The sequence below is a fragment of the Leucobacter sp. GX24907 genome, from assembly GCF_053567335.1.
On the sequence record NZ_JBSGPD010000004.1, the window covers coordinates 76,647 to 91,743 of the forward strand.

The 15,097-nt window shown below is 64.3% G+C and carries 16 protein-coding genes; 1 reads left to right on the top strand and 15 read right to left on the bottom strand.

The genetic code is table 11. The annotated features are described in order from the left end of the window. Nucleotides 1-257: 257 nt before the first annotated feature. Genes ACUYV6_RS07220 through ACUYV6_RS07240 form a run of 5 tightly spaced genes read right to left on the bottom strand, consistent with a single transcriptional unit; the run spans nt 258 to nt 9,673 of the window. Nucleotides 258-2,570 carry a hypothetical protein gene (locus ACUYV6_RS07220; RefSeq protein WP_449277988.1) on the bottom strand — a complete coding sequence of 771 codons (2,313 nt, stop codon included), beginning with the start codon at nt 2,568-2,570 and terminating at the stop codon, nt 258-260. Continuing rightward, entirely contained in the window at nt 2,563-4,125 is a 1,563-nt protein-coding gene (locus ACUYV6_RS07225; protein WP_449277989.1) for a hypothetical protein, read from the bottom strand. The genes ACUYV6_RS07220 and ACUYV6_RS07225 overlap by 8 nt, the downstream gene beginning before the upstream one ends. A 12-nt stretch (nt 4,126-4,137) precedes the next feature. After that, on the bottom strand, nt 4,138-5,280 hold the full coding sequence (locus ACUYV6_RS07230; protein ID WP_449277990.1) for a hypothetical protein: 1,143 nt from the start codon (nt 5,278-5,280) through the stop codon (nt 4,138-4,140). After that, on the bottom strand, nt 5,253-6,155 hold the full coding sequence (locus tag ACUYV6_RS07235; protein WP_449277991.1) for a hypothetical protein: 903 nt from the start codon (nt 6,153-6,155) through the stop codon (nt 5,253-5,255). The genes ACUYV6_RS07230 and ACUYV6_RS07235 overlap by 28 nt, the downstream gene beginning before the upstream one ends. A 2-nt stretch (nt 6,156-6,157) precedes the next feature. Next, nucleotides 6,158-9,673: a tape measure protein gene (locus tag ACUYV6_RS07240; protein WP_449277992.1), complete on the bottom strand. Its 3,516-nt coding sequence runs from the start codon at nt 9,671-9,673 to the stop codon at nt 6,158-6,160. A gap of 14 nt (nt 9,674-9,687) precedes the next feature. On the opposite strand from ACUYV6_RS07240, the gene ACUYV6_RS07245 reads away from it, so the two are divergent. Beyond that, a complete protein-coding gene (locus tag ACUYV6_RS07245; RefSeq protein WP_449277993.1) occupies nt 9,688-9,927 on the top strand; it encodes a hypothetical protein in 240 nt (79 codons plus the stop codon). Here the strand turns inward: ACUYV6_RS07245 and ACUYV6_RS07250 are convergent. From ACUYV6_RS07250 to ACUYV6_RS07295, 10 genes are all read right to left on the bottom strand, one after another. Next, nucleotides 9,924-10,469, bottom strand: coding sequence for a hypothetical protein (locus tag ACUYV6_RS07250; protein ID WP_449277994.1), 546 nt, complete (start codon nt 10,467-10,469; stop codon nt 9,924-9,926). The two genes, ACUYV6_RS07245 and ACUYV6_RS07250, sit on opposite strands and share 4 nt — an antisense overlap. A 91-nt stretch (nt 10,470-10,560) precedes the next feature. Next, nucleotides 10,561-11,088 (bottom strand): hypothetical protein, encoded by a 528-nt coding sequence (locus tag ACUYV6_RS07255; protein ID WP_449277995.1) that lies wholly within the window; start codon nt 11,086-11,088, stop codon nt 10,561-10,563. A gap of 71 nt (nt 11,089-11,159) precedes the next feature. Next, nucleotides 11,160-11,636 carry a hypothetical protein gene (locus tag ACUYV6_RS07260; protein ID WP_449277996.1) on the bottom strand — a complete coding sequence of 159 codons (477 nt, stop codon included), beginning with the start codon at nt 11,634-11,636 and terminating at the stop codon, nt 11,160-11,162. After that, nucleotides 11,633-11,974 carry a hypothetical protein gene (locus ACUYV6_RS07265; RefSeq protein WP_449277997.1) on the bottom strand — a complete coding sequence of 114 codons (342 nt, stop codon included), beginning with the start codon at nt 11,972-11,974 and terminating at the stop codon, nt 11,633-11,635. Before ACUYV6_RS07265 ends, ACUYV6_RS07260 begins: the two co-directional genes overlap by 4 nt. After that, on the bottom strand, nt 11,971-12,342 hold the full coding sequence (locus tag ACUYV6_RS07270; protein ID WP_449277998.1) for a hypothetical protein: 372 nt from the start codon (nt 12,340-12,342) through the stop codon (nt 11,971-11,973). Before ACUYV6_RS07270 ends, ACUYV6_RS07265 begins: the two co-directional genes overlap by 4 nt. Then, on the bottom strand, nt 12,335-12,733 hold the full coding sequence (locus tag ACUYV6_RS07275; RefSeq protein ID WP_449277999.1) for a hypothetical protein: 399 nt from the start codon (nt 12,731-12,733) through the stop codon (nt 12,335-12,337). The genes ACUYV6_RS07270 and ACUYV6_RS07275 overlap by 8 nt, the downstream gene beginning before the upstream one ends. Nucleotides 12,734-12,737: 4 nt before the next feature. Continuing rightward, nucleotides 12,738-13,019: an SAP domain-containing protein gene (locus ACUYV6_RS07280; RefSeq protein ID WP_449278000.1), complete on the bottom strand. Its 282-nt coding sequence runs from the start codon at nt 13,017-13,019 to the stop codon at nt 12,738-12,740. Then, complete coding sequence (locus ACUYV6_RS07285) at nt 13,019-13,249, bottom strand: hypothetical protein (protein ID WP_449278001.1); 231 nt, start codon at nt 13,247-13,249, stop codon at nt 13,019-13,021. Before ACUYV6_RS07285 ends, ACUYV6_RS07280 begins: the two co-directional genes overlap by 1 nt. An 80-nt stretch (nt 13,250-13,329) precedes the next feature. Continuing rightward, nucleotides 13,330-14,346 carry a major capsid protein gene (locus ACUYV6_RS07290; protein ID WP_449278002.1) on the bottom strand — a complete coding sequence of 339 codons (1,017 nt, stop codon included), beginning with the start codon at nt 14,344-14,346 and terminating at the stop codon, nt 13,330-13,332. Between the two features lie 18 nt (nt 14,347-14,364). After that, nucleotides 14,365-15,039, bottom strand: coding sequence for a hypothetical protein (locus ACUYV6_RS07295; protein ID WP_449278003.1), 675 nt, complete (start codon nt 15,037-15,039; stop codon nt 14,365-14,367). Nucleotides 15,040-15,097 lie beyond the last annotated feature (58 nt).

Consider the following 15,097-nt stretch of genomic DNA (forward strand, 5'->3'; position numbering starts at 1 on the left):
TGTACTACCGCGGCGGAGCGCAAGTGAACTCAGGGTCTTTCCCAATGGCGGAGTCGATCATCGTCCCCGCTGGTGGGCTGCCAGAGATCGCAAGGCCAACTCAGCACACGCGCTTCGTTGGGCAGGCGACGGCGGGACGTGTGGCAACGATGTTCATTCACACCAACGGTGCGGTGTATGTCCGACCCAACTATGACGGAACGGCCCCGTCATGGATCTCCGGTGTTGTCTCGTACCCCGTGTAGTAGCGCGATTGCTCACTCCGTCCTGAGTGGGTAGGTGAGTGTGAACCTGCACCGGGTGCGGTTCGCGTTGGAGGAGTTCGCGAAACCTATCGTCCCGTTCGGGCGAATGAACGCAACATCGGCAGCGCTCCCCAAATAGGACGCCGCGAAGATCAGGGACGGCTCTGCGGGCGACAACCACGCTGGCACTCCGTTCCAGTAGGTCGACGTTCCCGGAGTGAAGGTTCCCGTCAGATCGCACTTGATGATCACCCATCCGGATCTGATCTCGTATGAGACCCCCTCGGTACCAATGGAGGCGCCCGACGGGGTTCCGGGCAGGGGCGTCGGACCGTCTGTGTCTCCGGCGAAGGTCACTGGCGAATCGAGATAGACCCGCGACCCCTGCAGACGGATCTCACTGTTCGAGGACAGGCCGCGCGAAGTGATCTTGAGGTGGCGGGCCTCGGCCATGATCCCAAGCGTTGCGACAGCCCCGAACCACGGATCTGTCGTGTGATCCGTGTAGATCTTCGTGGCCCCTTGACTTATGTCAAGCTCTCCCTGCACGAACCGGGCTACACGCTGCGAGCCCTGATCGGCTGAGTAGATGACCGCACGCAAGTTTTGATCACGGGTGATGCCTGCGATCCCGGCGAAGGTGTCGTACTTCACCACGCGTACATCGTCGAGATACACAGATCCTGACGTTTGAGGCCCCTCTAGCTTGATCCGGGACGCGCCCAACCGTGGCGATGCGTTCAGGGTGATCGCAGTCCACACCCCGGCAGGGATATCAGCGACCGCGAGTGCGGGGGAGTAGTTCGCCTCGTCTGAGAACAGATACAGGGTGAGCCGTTGCGCCACCGTCGCGTACACCCACGCTTCAACATATCCACCGCTCGGAAGATCCACGGGCGTGATGGTCCGTTCAGCGAACCGCCACGAAGGACTGCCGGTGTTGGACACGAGGATGGACCGTGTTCCTTCATGCGCCTGAGCCGTCGATACCGACAGCGGTGCCCCGGTAGCACCCTTCCAGTCGCCAGACGTTTCACACGGATCATGCAACAGCTCGGTCACGGACGAGACCGAATCGAGCCGGAACTCACCGCCCTCGAAGAGGCCACCGTAGAACTCACGCCCGTAGTAGAAAGTCGCCGCGATCTTCTCGGCACTGATCCCACCGTCCTCAATCAGGATGTTCCCGACACTGCCCGGCACGAGTACGGAGTCAGCGATCAGCCGGTAGTCCTTCCACTCCGCACCGTCCCACATGGAAACACCAGCGAAGACCTCCTGCCCCTCCCTGATCTCGGAGCGGTACCAAAGGTCACCGCCCACGAACGGAGCATCCGGGTCTTCCACCGGCTCTGTTGCGCCCGCAAAGATGCGGTTACGCCCATCAGCCGTGGACTGTGCACGCTGCGCCGCTTCGAGCGCCTGACCTGCGGACTCCCACTCCTGCACGATCGTGATGTTCATCCAAGAGAAAGACTCGTCCGAGTACACCGCCAGATCTGCCGCGTACAGGCGACGCCCCGTCTGGTACGGAGTCTTGAGCGGATACCAAGGATCCCCCGGAGGGTTCTCCGTCGGGATGGGAGGCTGATTAGGGATCACCATGTTCGCGTAGTAGGTCACGACCCCTAGCAGCGTGACTACTTCGCCGGAGCCGCCACCCGACATCAGCACCGGATCCGACACCGCCGAGGTTTCGTCCGCATAGGTGACGACCGTGCGCATCCACACGTACTCGCCCTCAGCCGGGGCAGGCGCATCAGTCGACCAACCTGTAGTCGGCGCAGTCTCCTTCGAATCACTGACCGCATATTCGATGACCGAGGCTGTTACCGAGCGGCCTGCCGCATCGAGAGCCTCCTGTGCCTTGGTCGCAGCATTCTGCGCTGTAGTCACGGCTCCCAGAGCAGCCTGAGCTGCCTGATCAGCCTTCGCCTGAGCCTCATCCACCGCATCAGAAGCCAGCGAAGCCACTACATCAACGTCCTCGATGTACTCCCGCTGAGTGAGGAGCTCGTCCTCTTGCTCGGCAAGCCACGTACCGTGCTCGGCAACGTCATCGGAGATGCCTTCGCTCTGTTCCCTGAGGCGATCCAGATCCTCAGCATCCAGGCCGACCCGTTCGTCGAGCGCAGCGTCCCGCAGATCACCCACCGTCTCGGTGGTTTCCGACAGCTCGCCGACAACGTCGCCGAGTTCGCGATCACCGTCATCAGAAGAGATGACCGTGCGCTCCACCTGCCGAACCCGCATCAGCCCTTGCAGGGTGCGTTCCGTGCGTGCCAGACGTGCGGCGAGAGCCTCAATAGCTTGCTGGTCAGACATGCGGCTCCAATCTCAATCTTGCTTTGCCTGTCCCGACTCGCTGCCAGGACACAATGCGGTGCTTCACCGTCACCGACCCGAAGTGCGGGACCTGACGGAGACGTATCGTGATCGTGTCCCCAGCAGCCCACGCCCCAATCGCCGCGTTCGGGTGCTCCCGCACCACCAGCTCCGGCACCAGCAAGGCGCGGCGAAGCCTCTTGAGCTCTGCACGAGTCGCCGCCTGCAGCACCGACTTACTCGTGATCGACGGATCAGAGAACAGGGTGTTGCGGTACATGCGGGGGTCATCCACGACCGCGTTCGCGGTCAAAGACTTCTCACCCTCACCCGCACCAGATCCGAGCACCTCTGACGCGTACTCCTCCGGGATCGTCACCCGCGGCCTGCCGACGATGTTTCGACCGGACTCAAAGATCAGATCGTCCCGGCCACGCCCCACCCGCGGATACTGGATCTCCAGAGTGAGCTTCGGTGCACCATGGGTGCGTTCAGTTCGGGTGGTGAACTCAAACGGCGTCGACTGTGCGAGATCCATGAGTGCACGCCACGAATCCGGATAGTCGGCGGCGAGCACCTTGTATGCGCCACCGTCTTCCCGAACCTTTTCCTGCGCCGTCCGATACCGTTCCTCGGCCGCATCGAATGCCGCCCTCACTGGTTCTTCGGCTTCCTTCAGCACGGCGAGGTCATCCTTGTACGGCAGCAGCATGTCGTCGCGAGTTTCACGCCGGGTCCGGATCGCAACATCGTGCGGTTCCAGTTGGGCTTTCACCGGGTCGATTCGGTTCGCCCAGTAGGTGCGGCGGTTGTCGTAGGCGGTCTTCGCGTTCGCAATCGCCGTCGAGGAAGCCTTGTTCTTCCGCAGGTTGTCGTACGTCGCCTTCAGCGACTTCAAAGTGGGGTCGTCGCGGCGCTGACGGATGAGGAGAGCGTGCTGTCGTTGGATTGGCTGGCGGGCCTTTTCCATCGCCTTGATCGCCTTGTCGTGCGGCGCTGAGAGGCGCTTGATCTGGGCTTCGAGTGCCTTGCGAGGCTTCGCCGCCCCGTCATACGTCTTCTTAGCGCTATCCCGTGACGCTTTCGCGGTGAGCATCGCCGTCTCGGACTTCGACCCCACCCGCACCGGGGTTGACCCGGTCACTGTGACACCGAGAGCACCACGCTTATGCGACTGGACATGCCCCCACAGGGAGCGGGCGAGAGCGGCAGGGTCAGCGACCTCACCCCACAGGTTTCCCGTGAAGATCAGATCGTGCAGATACCCCTGCCACTCCCTCGCAGAGACGGTTAACTCGGCACCCTCCCCGTGCACGCCGTCGACGATGCCCGTCCAGACTCGCTCGGATTCGGTTTCGACATGGATCCACGTCCCCCACGACTCAAGCAGCCGGCGGCCATCATCCGCGATAGACCGGGCAATGCCATTTGCGAGTGTGCCGGTGAGCTGCTCGTACGTGGTGTGCACAAAGTCCGGGCCGTCACTCTTTAAGGGGAGGTTGAGGTGCAGCCACTCGTTCGACCCGAACCGCTGCACCAGATACCGGTACGTCACGTCGACCTCCTTCTAGAGCAAATCAGAGCCGATCGCCCGCTCCGCGAAGGTCAAGCGACAGCTCAGACCTCCCAATGCGTTCATATACACAGCGGTGTCACTGCCAGAGTCCTGTCGCCCTGCTTTGAAAACGAAGGTGATGGTCTTCCCGCGGAACTTCGCCGGAATTGGGACTTCGTCTCGGACAAGCCAGCTGGCAGTTCGCTCATCTGGAGTTGCTGGCGCATTGAATGAGAACTGCTGTGTCGCGTACTCGTACTGCTGCTTATTTGGCCAGGTGTGAGGGCGAGACTCGTCCCCGTACTCGATCCAGAACCGCCCGTAAGGGTTCTGCCCGCCGGCGTAGAAAATTGACGACCAGTCCGCTTCCACAACCATTCGCGTCGCATAATCCGGGATCTCTATTTCAAATTGGTTGGCTGCACCACCACCGCCAGGGAAATACTCGCCGCCGTCCTCGAGCTTCCCTCGGAGATACATCTGCATACCGATGTTGTCTCCAGCGACTCGAGGACGCGCGAACACAGCAGTATCACGACGAGGCGTATGCACCTTACGCAGATCGGTGATCATGCCGTTCTCGTTAGTGATCGTCCCCGTCATCGCAGGAAGCCGCAGCCGCGCGAGCACGTAGGCGGTCTCGCTCTCATATCCCGGGACGTCGGTCAGCTTCGTTGTACCCGCGGGGACACCCGAGATGACTTCCACGTCGATGTACTGTGCGTTCGCGCGTGCGTCCGCTTCCTCTTCAGGGGTGGGGAGGGACGCGCCGGGATCCGGCCACGGGGACCCTTGCCAGTACGGGTCTTTCACTCGCATTACGACTAGGTCGTAACGAACCTCAGAGGTGTTGTTCGGGGGGACGGTGATTTCCTGCTGGCGGGTCACCGATCCGAAATACATCTCTCGGACCGCGCCGGCAGCGTTGGAGCGGATGAACGCGGACCCGATGGTGACGCGCACGCCCCCGCCCGGGGTCGCGTACGGCAGCACGCGGAGATCGCCGATCTCACAGACGCCTTCCGCGCCCTGTTGCACGCCATACACGAAACGCCTGACTTGCTCGGCCGAGTGCCATGCGCCGCCGCCGATGAAGAAGTGCTGGACTTCGAGATCTTCCAGAGCCATTAGATAGCCCCCTTCCGGTTGCGCCACCGCACATCCACCTGGGCGGTGCCCTCGATAGATGCGCCACGAAGCGCGACCACGTTGTCACCCGGCAGCAGCGTGCACTCCTCCATGAGAGAAGAACGCGGGTCCAGAAGCTGCGCCGGACGGTCATTCAAGTAAGTGGCCATGCGGCCAGGACGGGTATCGACCGTCGCCCGGTCATACGGGCCGAACGCCCGGTTCATATAGAGCCGCCACCGGCGGGGCACTTCGATGATCGCGCCGGACTGGATCGGCCCCTGAAGCTCGTACACCGCATTCACTGGGGCGTCCCCGTCCACCAAGATGGGGGAGGCGCGAGAGGACTCCACCGCAGTGCGTAGAGGCTCCATGAGCGGTGCCATGAGTCCACCCGACTGGGCAGGCACAAGCCGGAGAGTCGCGGAGTGCCAGCCGTCACCGTTCCCGGCACGGTAGGCGCCCGTGTGCGCGGGCTTGAACGGCAGATCGACATAGAGCAAGGCACTGCTCTGCAGGTCGTCGTCCGGGGCAGCACGGCGCGGCCTACCCTCGATGACGTACTCGCCACCGATCGTGAGATCAGCGAGCGCACCAGCCTCGGCACGGACCCGGTCGGCGCGCCACACACGCAGCAGCTCCGACCTGGCCTCCATCGCTAACCTGACGCACTCGTCATGCGGGTACGGGGCATCAGTGAAGTCGATCTTCACCTGGATGGTGATCTCACCTGGCTCGACAGTGTCCTGACCGAACCAGACGAGGTCACCCCCGGGAACAAGGTCGTCGTCAGCTTCATAGCTGTCCGGCGCTTGCTCCCAGGAGATGACCTGCACCGCGTGTTCGAGGGTGCCGAACTCGTAGTTCACTCCCTCGTAGGAGAGCCGCCAGGGTGCGAACATCGTTATCCTTCCCGCTCGCGACGCTTGATAGCGACCTCGAGCTTCTTCAGGTCTTCCGACTTCGCATCCACACCGACGTAGAGGTTCTCCGCCAGCGGGGCAGAGGACCGACGTCGACGACGCACCTGCACCGACTGAGCCGGAGCGGGTGCCGTGGCAACACTGGTGCGGTTCGCCAGCAGGTCACCCCGAGCGAATGCCCGGGTGCCGTACACCTGGTTCGCGGGGATGCTGCGGAACGCGAGCGCCTGCAACCGGTCGATCGCACCGAGCTTGTGCGCAGCCTCAAACAGGAGGCCGATGTTCCGTTCCCGGAACTCCGGCTTCCCGCTGATGTACGCCTCCCACGGAACCCCCAGATGGAGCTCCGCGAAGTTGTGCAATGTGCCGTCAGCACCTGGCTTCCAGATGCCACCGTTCACGCCCTGGTACATGCCTGATGGCATGCCTCCGGCTGCGAACTGCTTCACTCCGCCCGAGTAGAGGCCGCCGGCCTGCTCGTTGCGAGAGCGGACGGCACCAGCGATTCCTTGCGCGCCGGAGCCGGTCACCTTGACGTTGATGAGTGCCTCGCGAGTCCGCGCCAGGTTGTTCAGCACGTTCTCGACTTCGGAGGCGCCCGTCTGGGTGACCTTGATGTCCTTCGAGCCCGGGATCCTCTCGACCGCGTAGCCGGCGTCCCGGAGTCGTTGGATGACCTCAGGATTGCCGGGATCCTGCACCCTGATCGACTTCCCCGGAGGGATGCCGTCAAGCTGCAGGGCGAGCGCGAGAGCACGCTGGTCGACCTCATCGATCGTCCCGTTGTCAGTGAGCAGAGTCGCGACAACGTCGGGCACGTCGAGGTAGGAGCCGATGAGTCCATCGATCTGGCCCTTGGTGAGGCCAGCCTCCTCCATCGTTGTCCGAAGCGTGCTGATGTAGCCTTCGCCAGCTTCAGCAGCTGCAGCCATCGCACCCTCGACGTCACCGTCCGCAAGCGCCTTATCCGATGCGGCACGAGCAGCGTCGAGCATGGCGTCTCGGGAACCTTGCATGGTCTGCATGAATGACAGGCCCGCACGCGAGCTCTCATCGATCGCTCCGGCACCGTCGAGCGTGGACTGCCAGAGCTTCTTCCCGGACTCATCGGTTTGGGCGAGACCCTCGGCGAGGTTCAGGTTCGTCTCGGAGAGCTTCATCTGAGCCTCTTCGGCGGAGATCGCCCCACCCTTGAGCTCGTCGAGCGCCTGCTTCAGAGCACGCACGCGTGATTCAGCGTCGGCCGTGGTGTCGCGGGCAACCGACAGTGCGTCGTTGAAGCGCGCGTTGCTGCGAGCCGCATCCGACATAGCTGCGGCTTCCTGCCGCATCGCGTCACGATGCCGCTCCGCCTCCGCCTGCGCTTCCTTAATCGCAGCACGCTGCTCCCGGTAGGCTGCGACGAGGTCCATGTGCGGGCCAATCGACAGCTTGAGAGTGTCAGTCGCACCAGTGACTCGCATGTTCATGCTCGCCCAGTTGCCGCCGGTCTCGTCGAGAGCAGCATTTACCTCAGCGGTGGCTGACTTGTACCCGAGCGAGTGGGCAACCAGCGTCTCGTAGGAGACGCCGAGCATTTCGGCGGCTTCCTTCGCCTTGCCGGCGTTGCCCTCCTGCTCAGCGGTCGCTGCCGCCGAGGCGACGAGGTCGTTGCGGAAGACCTTGGCCGCGTTGGATCCGTCCATGAGTCCAGAGACGAAGGACTGCTGGGAGACCCCCGCGGACTTGAACGTCGCAGCGATCTCCTCGCTGGATGCGGACTGGGCCACCATTTCGCGAGACGCCTCAGTCAGGGATCCTGTCGTCTGGTCGAGGGTGCCCTTGAGGTCGGCGACGCGGTTCTTGTGTTCCTCAACCTTCTGCTGTGCCGCGGCGTTGGCGTTCGCCCAGACGGCCACAGCAGAGGCGACGACGGTGAGGGCTATACCAATCGGGTTTGAGAGGAATGCTGCCTTGAGCGCATCGCCGAGTCGCAGCACGCTGCCCCGAGTCACGCCAGCCGCATACCCGAGCGCACCGACACCGTCGGCTGCTGCTGAGATGGCGGTCACTCCACCTCGGGCCGCGAGGTTCTGAATTCCGGTAGCAACTGCCCGAATCGAACCTTCCAGGGGGCCAGCGGCGCGGTGCATCGCAAGGAACGCAGCGACCCCGATCAGCACCGGAGCCGGGATATCAGCGAAGGCCTTTACCAGGGGGGTGAGGACCGCGACTAGCAGGTCGATGCCACCGGCGACGAGAGGCAAAGCTGAGTTCAGAGAACCTGAGAGCAGGGTAGCGATTTCGCCTAGGACAGGCAGCAGAGGCTTACCTGCCGAGAGAAGCTCACCCAACGCCGACCGCACCTCCGGAGAGGCAGCAGCGAGACCGACAAACGCGGCCAGGACAGGGTTCGCGGACAAGCCGAGCACCTTGAACACCTGTGCGAGCGGCCCCACCTGGGTGCCGACAGCCAGCACTGCGCCAGCCACCGCGGCGATGCCGGGGGCGTGGTTGGCGAGCTTGTCGAGCGACACCTCCAGAGAGGACGCGTCCCAGCGTTGGATCGACTGCTGAGCCGAATCGAGTCCCTGAGTTAGATTCGCGAAGAACGGCATCGACCGGTCCGTCAGGATCCCCATGACGGGGACGGCCTGCTTCTCGATCGCGCGCAGCACGTTCGCGACCTGGTTCGCCCAGTCCACGGCCATGCCGCCACCCTCGGCGGACACGAACGGCTCCGCGATGTGGGAGCCAAGGTCACGCGAGGCGGCCTTGATGCGGTCGACCGCGCCGTCCCAGTTCTCCTTCACACCGTCAGCAGCGCCCCCGAAGCGGTTCTGCATGGCGTCGACCAGAATGTCGATCGCCTCGGCTCCGCCGATTGCGCCGTCGGAGATGTCCTCTCGCATCTGGGCGGCGGTCTTGCCCATGGCGTCACCCATGAGGGTGGCCGCGTCGATACCGCGGTAGCCGAGCTGGTTGAGGGTCTCGGCGGTGATCTTGCCGGTCGATTGGACGTTGGCGAGGATGTTGACGACTTCGGAGATCTGCTCGTTGCTGCCGCCCATTGCTGCGACGGCTTGCTGCACTGAGTCGAGGGTCGGGATGACCCGCTTGGCTTCCATGCCGAAGCCGAGGAGCTGCTGCTGCGCCTGGATGAAGACGGCCTTCGAGAACGGACTGTTCCTCGCGAAGTCGTCGAGCTTGCCCATCTGCTCGTTCGCAGCCTCAGCACCACCCAGCAGCACGCGGAGGGCTGCACGGGAGTTCTGCTGCATCGAGTTGTAGGCGACGCCGGTCTTCGTGAGGATCGCCAGGTACGCGCCCGCCGCGGTGACGAGACCGGTGGTGGCGCCGGCGGCGGTTCGGAACGCTGCCGCACCCGCCTGGCCGAAAGCGGAGCCCTTCTGCCCGGCCTCCTGGAAACGGCGGCCGACGCCGTCGAGTTGGGAGTGGAACTCGCTGACGCCCTCGAGCGTCAGGGCAGCGGAGAGGCGGCCAACTTCGAAACTCACTGGTCCTCCTTCTGGTGGAGGCGCGCGAACGTCGCGCCGGTCAAGCTCTCGCGGATGCCGAAGAGGCTGAGGATCACCTCCCGCAGCGATCGCCACGGCAGCTCCATCAACGCCTCAGAGTCATCGGCTGGGAGCCGGGGATAGAAACGGAGCAAGTCAGGGAGGACGTAGTCACGCCAGTGCTCGACGACGTGCCCCCATACGAGGCGCGGATTGACGCTGTCGCCGTCGTTGTCGGATTCCTCGACCTCTAGGCGGAGGTAGTCGGGCCACCAGTGGGGCTCTTCGTAGAATCCTCCGCCGAGGTGCCGGCCGCCGAATCGAGCCATGTCCTCAGCAGTTCGAACTGATCGCCCAGCCCGGAGGAGGCCATCACGCGTCCGAGGGCTTTTGGGTAACCACCCGCCTCATCGAGGAGGTCAAGCACGGCTTCGATCCCGCCACCGCCGGTGTTCCACAGGGTGGCCACCTGGGCGACGATCTGCTGTCGGGCCTGGCGCAGGTTCTCGAAGTCGGTGAAACGCTGCAGGGCGGCTTGCTGGGCCTTGTTCGGGGCCTTCCTCCGCTTACCCGCAGGGGCATCGGGGACACCGAGGGCAAGCTTCGTGAGACGTTCAGTATCTTCGTACGCCTTCTCTGGGCCTTCTCCGTGGAGGGTGGTGCCCATGGCGATGCCGACGAGGAGGGTCTGGATCTCCAAGCCGACTTTGCCGGGTACGGGGTAGATCGTGAACTCTGTACCGTCACCGAAGTCGATGATGAGGTTGCCGAGGTGTTCGCGTGCAGTGGTGGGCATGGTCGTGCTCCTTGAAAGTCAGTAGGTCGTGCAGAGGAGGGGGTGCCTCGGGGCGCGGCACGACCATGCGCGCCCCGAGGGGTCAGAGCGGTTAGCCCTCGCCGGGCTCTGCGAGCGCCGGGTTCGGGACAACCGCACGGTCGCCCTTCGAGGTGAGCGTGAACGTGAAGAACTCGATATCGGCGTTGCCGGTGTTCTTGCGGGTGAAGGACACCTCAGCGGTGAACTCCCACGAGAGCTCTTCGATCCACTCGTGGTAGACGCGAACCTTGATGACCTTCTTCGTCGGATCACCACCGGTGATGTGCGACTGAGCGGCAGCGAGGAGCAGCGAGATGAACGGCTGGACCTTGCCCTCGCTGTTCTTCACCGCCTTCGCGTCGAACACAGTGGTGAACGTCTCACCAACGGTCGAGACGTCGTCCTGACCACGGTTCGCGTAGGTCGTACCGTCTGCGGTCTTCGGTGCGCCGGTCGGGTTCAGGCCGGTCACGTCGGGAGCGCGGAGCCAGGTCGGGTCCGTCTCGGGTGCCGCGGGGAGTGCGGCGACGTCGCAGTGGTACTCGTAGGACTGGCCGTTGAGACCCTGAGTGGGCGGAGCGGGGGTGAAATTAGCCATGATGATGGTTTCCTTTCTGGAAAGCGAGAAGCCCCCAGCGGGCGCCAGGGGCTCAGGTCTTGGAACAGGGGTTAGTCGTAGCGGTTGCCGCGGAAAGCGAGGTTCTGCGTCGTCTCGATCGCTTCCGTTGCGGATGGTTCGCCCCACGACGTCGACCCCGTGATGCGGACTCGATCGAACTGGAGGCCACCGACTACGAGCGGCGTCTTATCGGGGAAGAGCGCGCGAATGTCGTCGAGCCAGTCGCGGACCTGCAGCGCACCCCATCCGGGATGCCGCGCGCGCAACTGCACGCGGGTGTACTCGATCTGCAGGTCTCCGGACTGGGGCAGGTACGGGGTGATGACGCAGGTGAGCTGCGTCTCGGCGCCTGCACCGGTCGGGGAGTGATCGAAATAGACGCCGCGCACGCCCTTCGGGTACGGCCTCATCTCCGGATCGAAGACCGCGAGCGGCGCGGGGAGCTCGAGGATCGTGTGAGCTGCTGCGAGACGCTCGGCGACGCCCAACATGAGCTTTGTCGTGTAGTGGCGAGGTTCGTAGCTCATGAGCCGATCCCCTGACCGAGACGGTTCGCGATCGCCTGCTGATACTTTGCCTCGTTCTGCACGAGGGGTTCCTCGAGGTACTTCGCCTGGCCCTCGTCATGGCGCCAACCGATCTCCTCGTGCTGCCGTGCCGCGTACGGGGTGTCATAGGACACGTAGGCAGTGTGGTTGCCAGCAGTCGCAGGGGTGACCTGCGCTGACCCGCGGAGCGGTCCACGGTCGATTGGTGCGAGTGGGACGGAGTCGCCGCGCAGCAGCTCGGCGCCGTGGTTCAGAGCTTCGGGCGCGTTGGCGTCGATCATCGCTGAGACGATGTCGCCGTGCCATTCAACACTCATCGCAGCCTCACCTCCACCAAGTCAGTAATGTCCGGGTGCTCGTGCCTTACACAGCTATCGACGTGTGCCTCGCGAGCGTCTGGGGTGCCGGCCCAGATCGTGACCCGTGTCTCCGGGGTCGGGATCTCTGCCAGGTTCTTTCGCTCGAAGTAGACGAGCGCGGTGATTGCGGTCTCGGCGTCGTACTGGTCGCGGATGAGCTTGATGTCCTCGACGATCTGCGCGCGCGGAAGAGTCACCGCGGGACCGTAGGAGCGACCGTTCGCGCCACCGCCGAGATAGGGCTCGACGGTCACGAGCTCGCGATGCGGGAGCAGCACCTTCAGTGCCCGCTCGAGGCGTTGCGGGGAGAGTCTGCGCCTACCCATCGGTAATCCCTCCCGGGACGAGACCAGCGAGCCGCAAGTAGCGGACAGCCTTCGGCGCGTAGCGGGGGAGAGCTTGCGGGTTCGGGCCTGAGGAGAACGCGCCACCGAAGCTGACCGGGCCAAGACGGATCGACTCGCCATCGTTGAGTACTTCGAGTTCGTCACCGTAGTCGGCCCGGAACTCTGCCTGCGCGCACGCCGCATCGCGCAGCGTTTCGATCACGTGCGGGTCAACGGGGTTGCCGTCGTGGTCGACCCGGTAATGCGCAGTGAGGAGCATCTCGTCAACCTCGAGAGAAGCGTCCCGGAGAAGACGAGCCGCACCCTCAGGTGCTTCCTCCTCGCCGAGCCATGTGGCGTATTCGGCTGCGGTGGCGTAGGTGCGGCTCATCTGTCTACTCCTCGGTGTCGTCGGCTACGGCCGTTCGGTGCTCGGTGATGCGAGCTTGGATCTCGGCCTTTGTTCCTTCGGTGTCGAGTCCGAGCTCGGCCGCTTCGACCTGCAGCGCTTCCTTGGGGGAGAGCTGCGGGCCAGGGATCTCGGTGATGCCTGCGGACGCGAACAGTTCGAGCGTGCTCTCGCCCGAGGTGAAGTCTCCGGTCAGTCCGTCGATGAACTCGACACCGCCGAAGACGACGCGGCCGGGAGTGCCGGCGGGGTCTCGGTAGCGGGGCATCAGCCCTGCTCCTTGCCCTCGCCAGCAGCCTCGGCAGGCTTCGCTGCAGGCTTCTTCGCGGCGGGCTTCTTCGGCGCCTGCTCCTTGCCCTCGCCAGCAGTGATCGAGTAACCCTGACGCTCGAAGTACGCGAGGGCGCGCGGATCGTCAGTCGTGCCAGCTCCGTTCGTGAAGCTCACGCCCGCGACCGTGCCGGTGAAACCCTTCACAGGGGCCTGAATGTGTGCCATGTCGGCATTCCCTTCTCTCGGGGTCGTTGAGGTGCGTGTGGGCCGCACAGGTCTCGCACGGCCCACACGGTGCGGCCTGGTTACTGGACGCGAATGTTGCGGAACACCGCGGCGGCCTTCGTTGCCTTGAGGGCAACACCGACCGGGCCGAGCTCGACCTCGCCACGCTTCACTGCACCCGCCTGGGTGAAGTCCGGCAGCCAGGTCTGCACGATCTGGCCCCCGATGGTGGAGACACCGTGGAAGCCGTCAAGGCCGACGCGGTACGCGTACAGATCGGTCAGGCCCGAGATGTTGTCCGGGTCCTCGGTGGTGCCCATGTTGCGGGTCGAGATCGGAACGATTGCGTCGTTCGAACCGGCCTTTGCGCCGGCGTCACCGAACAGGATGCCGCCGTAGGTTTCGCGCTCGATCGGGCGACCGTTCGCACCGACCAGGCCTTCGACGGGGTCCTTCGTGTACATGCCCGCACGGCGTGCAGCGGCACGTACACGCGAGAGCACCTTCGCGTTGCCCACCAGGATGGTGGGCGTCCCGTCGAGGAGCGAGAGGAACTCGTCCAGGACGTCGAGGAACTTGTGCTCGGCACGGTTGTCGGTGTCGAAGTCGCGCAAGTCGGTGACCTGGTCGGCACGGAACTCGGTGCTGGTGCCGACGAGTGCCTTGTCGAGGCCGTCGAAACCGTTCGCATCGGCGGCGGTGTCGCCGTTGATGACGAGGTCAGCGAACTTCGCGTTCGTCGACTTGATCTTCTGTCGCATGTTCAGTGCGATGTTGCCGGAAGCGGCAGGGCCGAGCTTCGCGGTCACACGATCGACAGAGAACGAGCCACCGAGGACGGCGAGGTCGACCGAGTGGCGGCTGGTCTCGACGTTCTGGTCGGTGTACTCCGTGTTGATCTCACGGGTTGCGGCGGTTGCCTGGGTCTTGAGGCGACGGTACCCGTAGGTGAGGGTGTCGCCGCCGCCGGCGGGGTTGACGACGTCGTCGAAGATCAGCGAGTCCGGGATGACTCCCGTCTTGCGGAACTCGTCGATTGCCTCAACATCGACGTCGTCGGTGGTGTTGTTCTTGGATTCTTCGAGAGAGACAGGCATGCTGTGCTCCTTTCTGGTTTAGCCTCCGAGGCGTGCCGCGATGGCACCCTCGAGGGTCTTGGGCTTGGTGGTCGTGCCCCCGCTGGGGGTGCCCCCGGAAGAGCCGGGAATCTGCGGGGTGGTCTTGTAGGCCGGGTTGTCGGTGGTGAATTTCTCGACAGCGGCCTTGAGCGCGGCAGCATCAGTGAGGTTGATGTCCTTGATCGCGGTCTGGAACTTCGCGGAGTCGAGCAGTAGGTCAGCGTTCGCGTCAGCACCAGCAGCGGTGCGGACGGCGCTCTCGCGCTGGAACTGAGTCACCTGGGCCTGGAACTCGTCGCGCTCCTTCTGCGCCGCGGTGAGGGCGTCCTGTGCGTCCTTCGCGGCGGCCTCGGCGTCGGCCATGGCCTTCTGCATCTGCTCCGGGGTGAAGCCTTGGAGGCGCTGCACGCTCGGTGCTGCCTGCGGTGCCGGTGCCTGCGGCTGTGCAGGAGCCTGACCGCTGTTCTGGCCTGCGTAGAATGCTGCTACCTGTGCTGGGGTTGGTGCGGACGGGTTCTCGCCGTCTGCGGGCTGCTGGCCACCGTCACCACCTGCGGGCGCTGCACCGCCAGGCCCGTCGGCGAAGCGGATGCCGCGGAACGTCGCCAGCGAATCCCGGAAGCCCCCAAACACGGGAGCCGGGTCGCCAGCGAAACGGGAGAGATGAAACATGGTCGTGCCTCCTCAGGCAGTTCGGTGCCCGTGAGCGGGCATGGTGGAACGCCGCGGA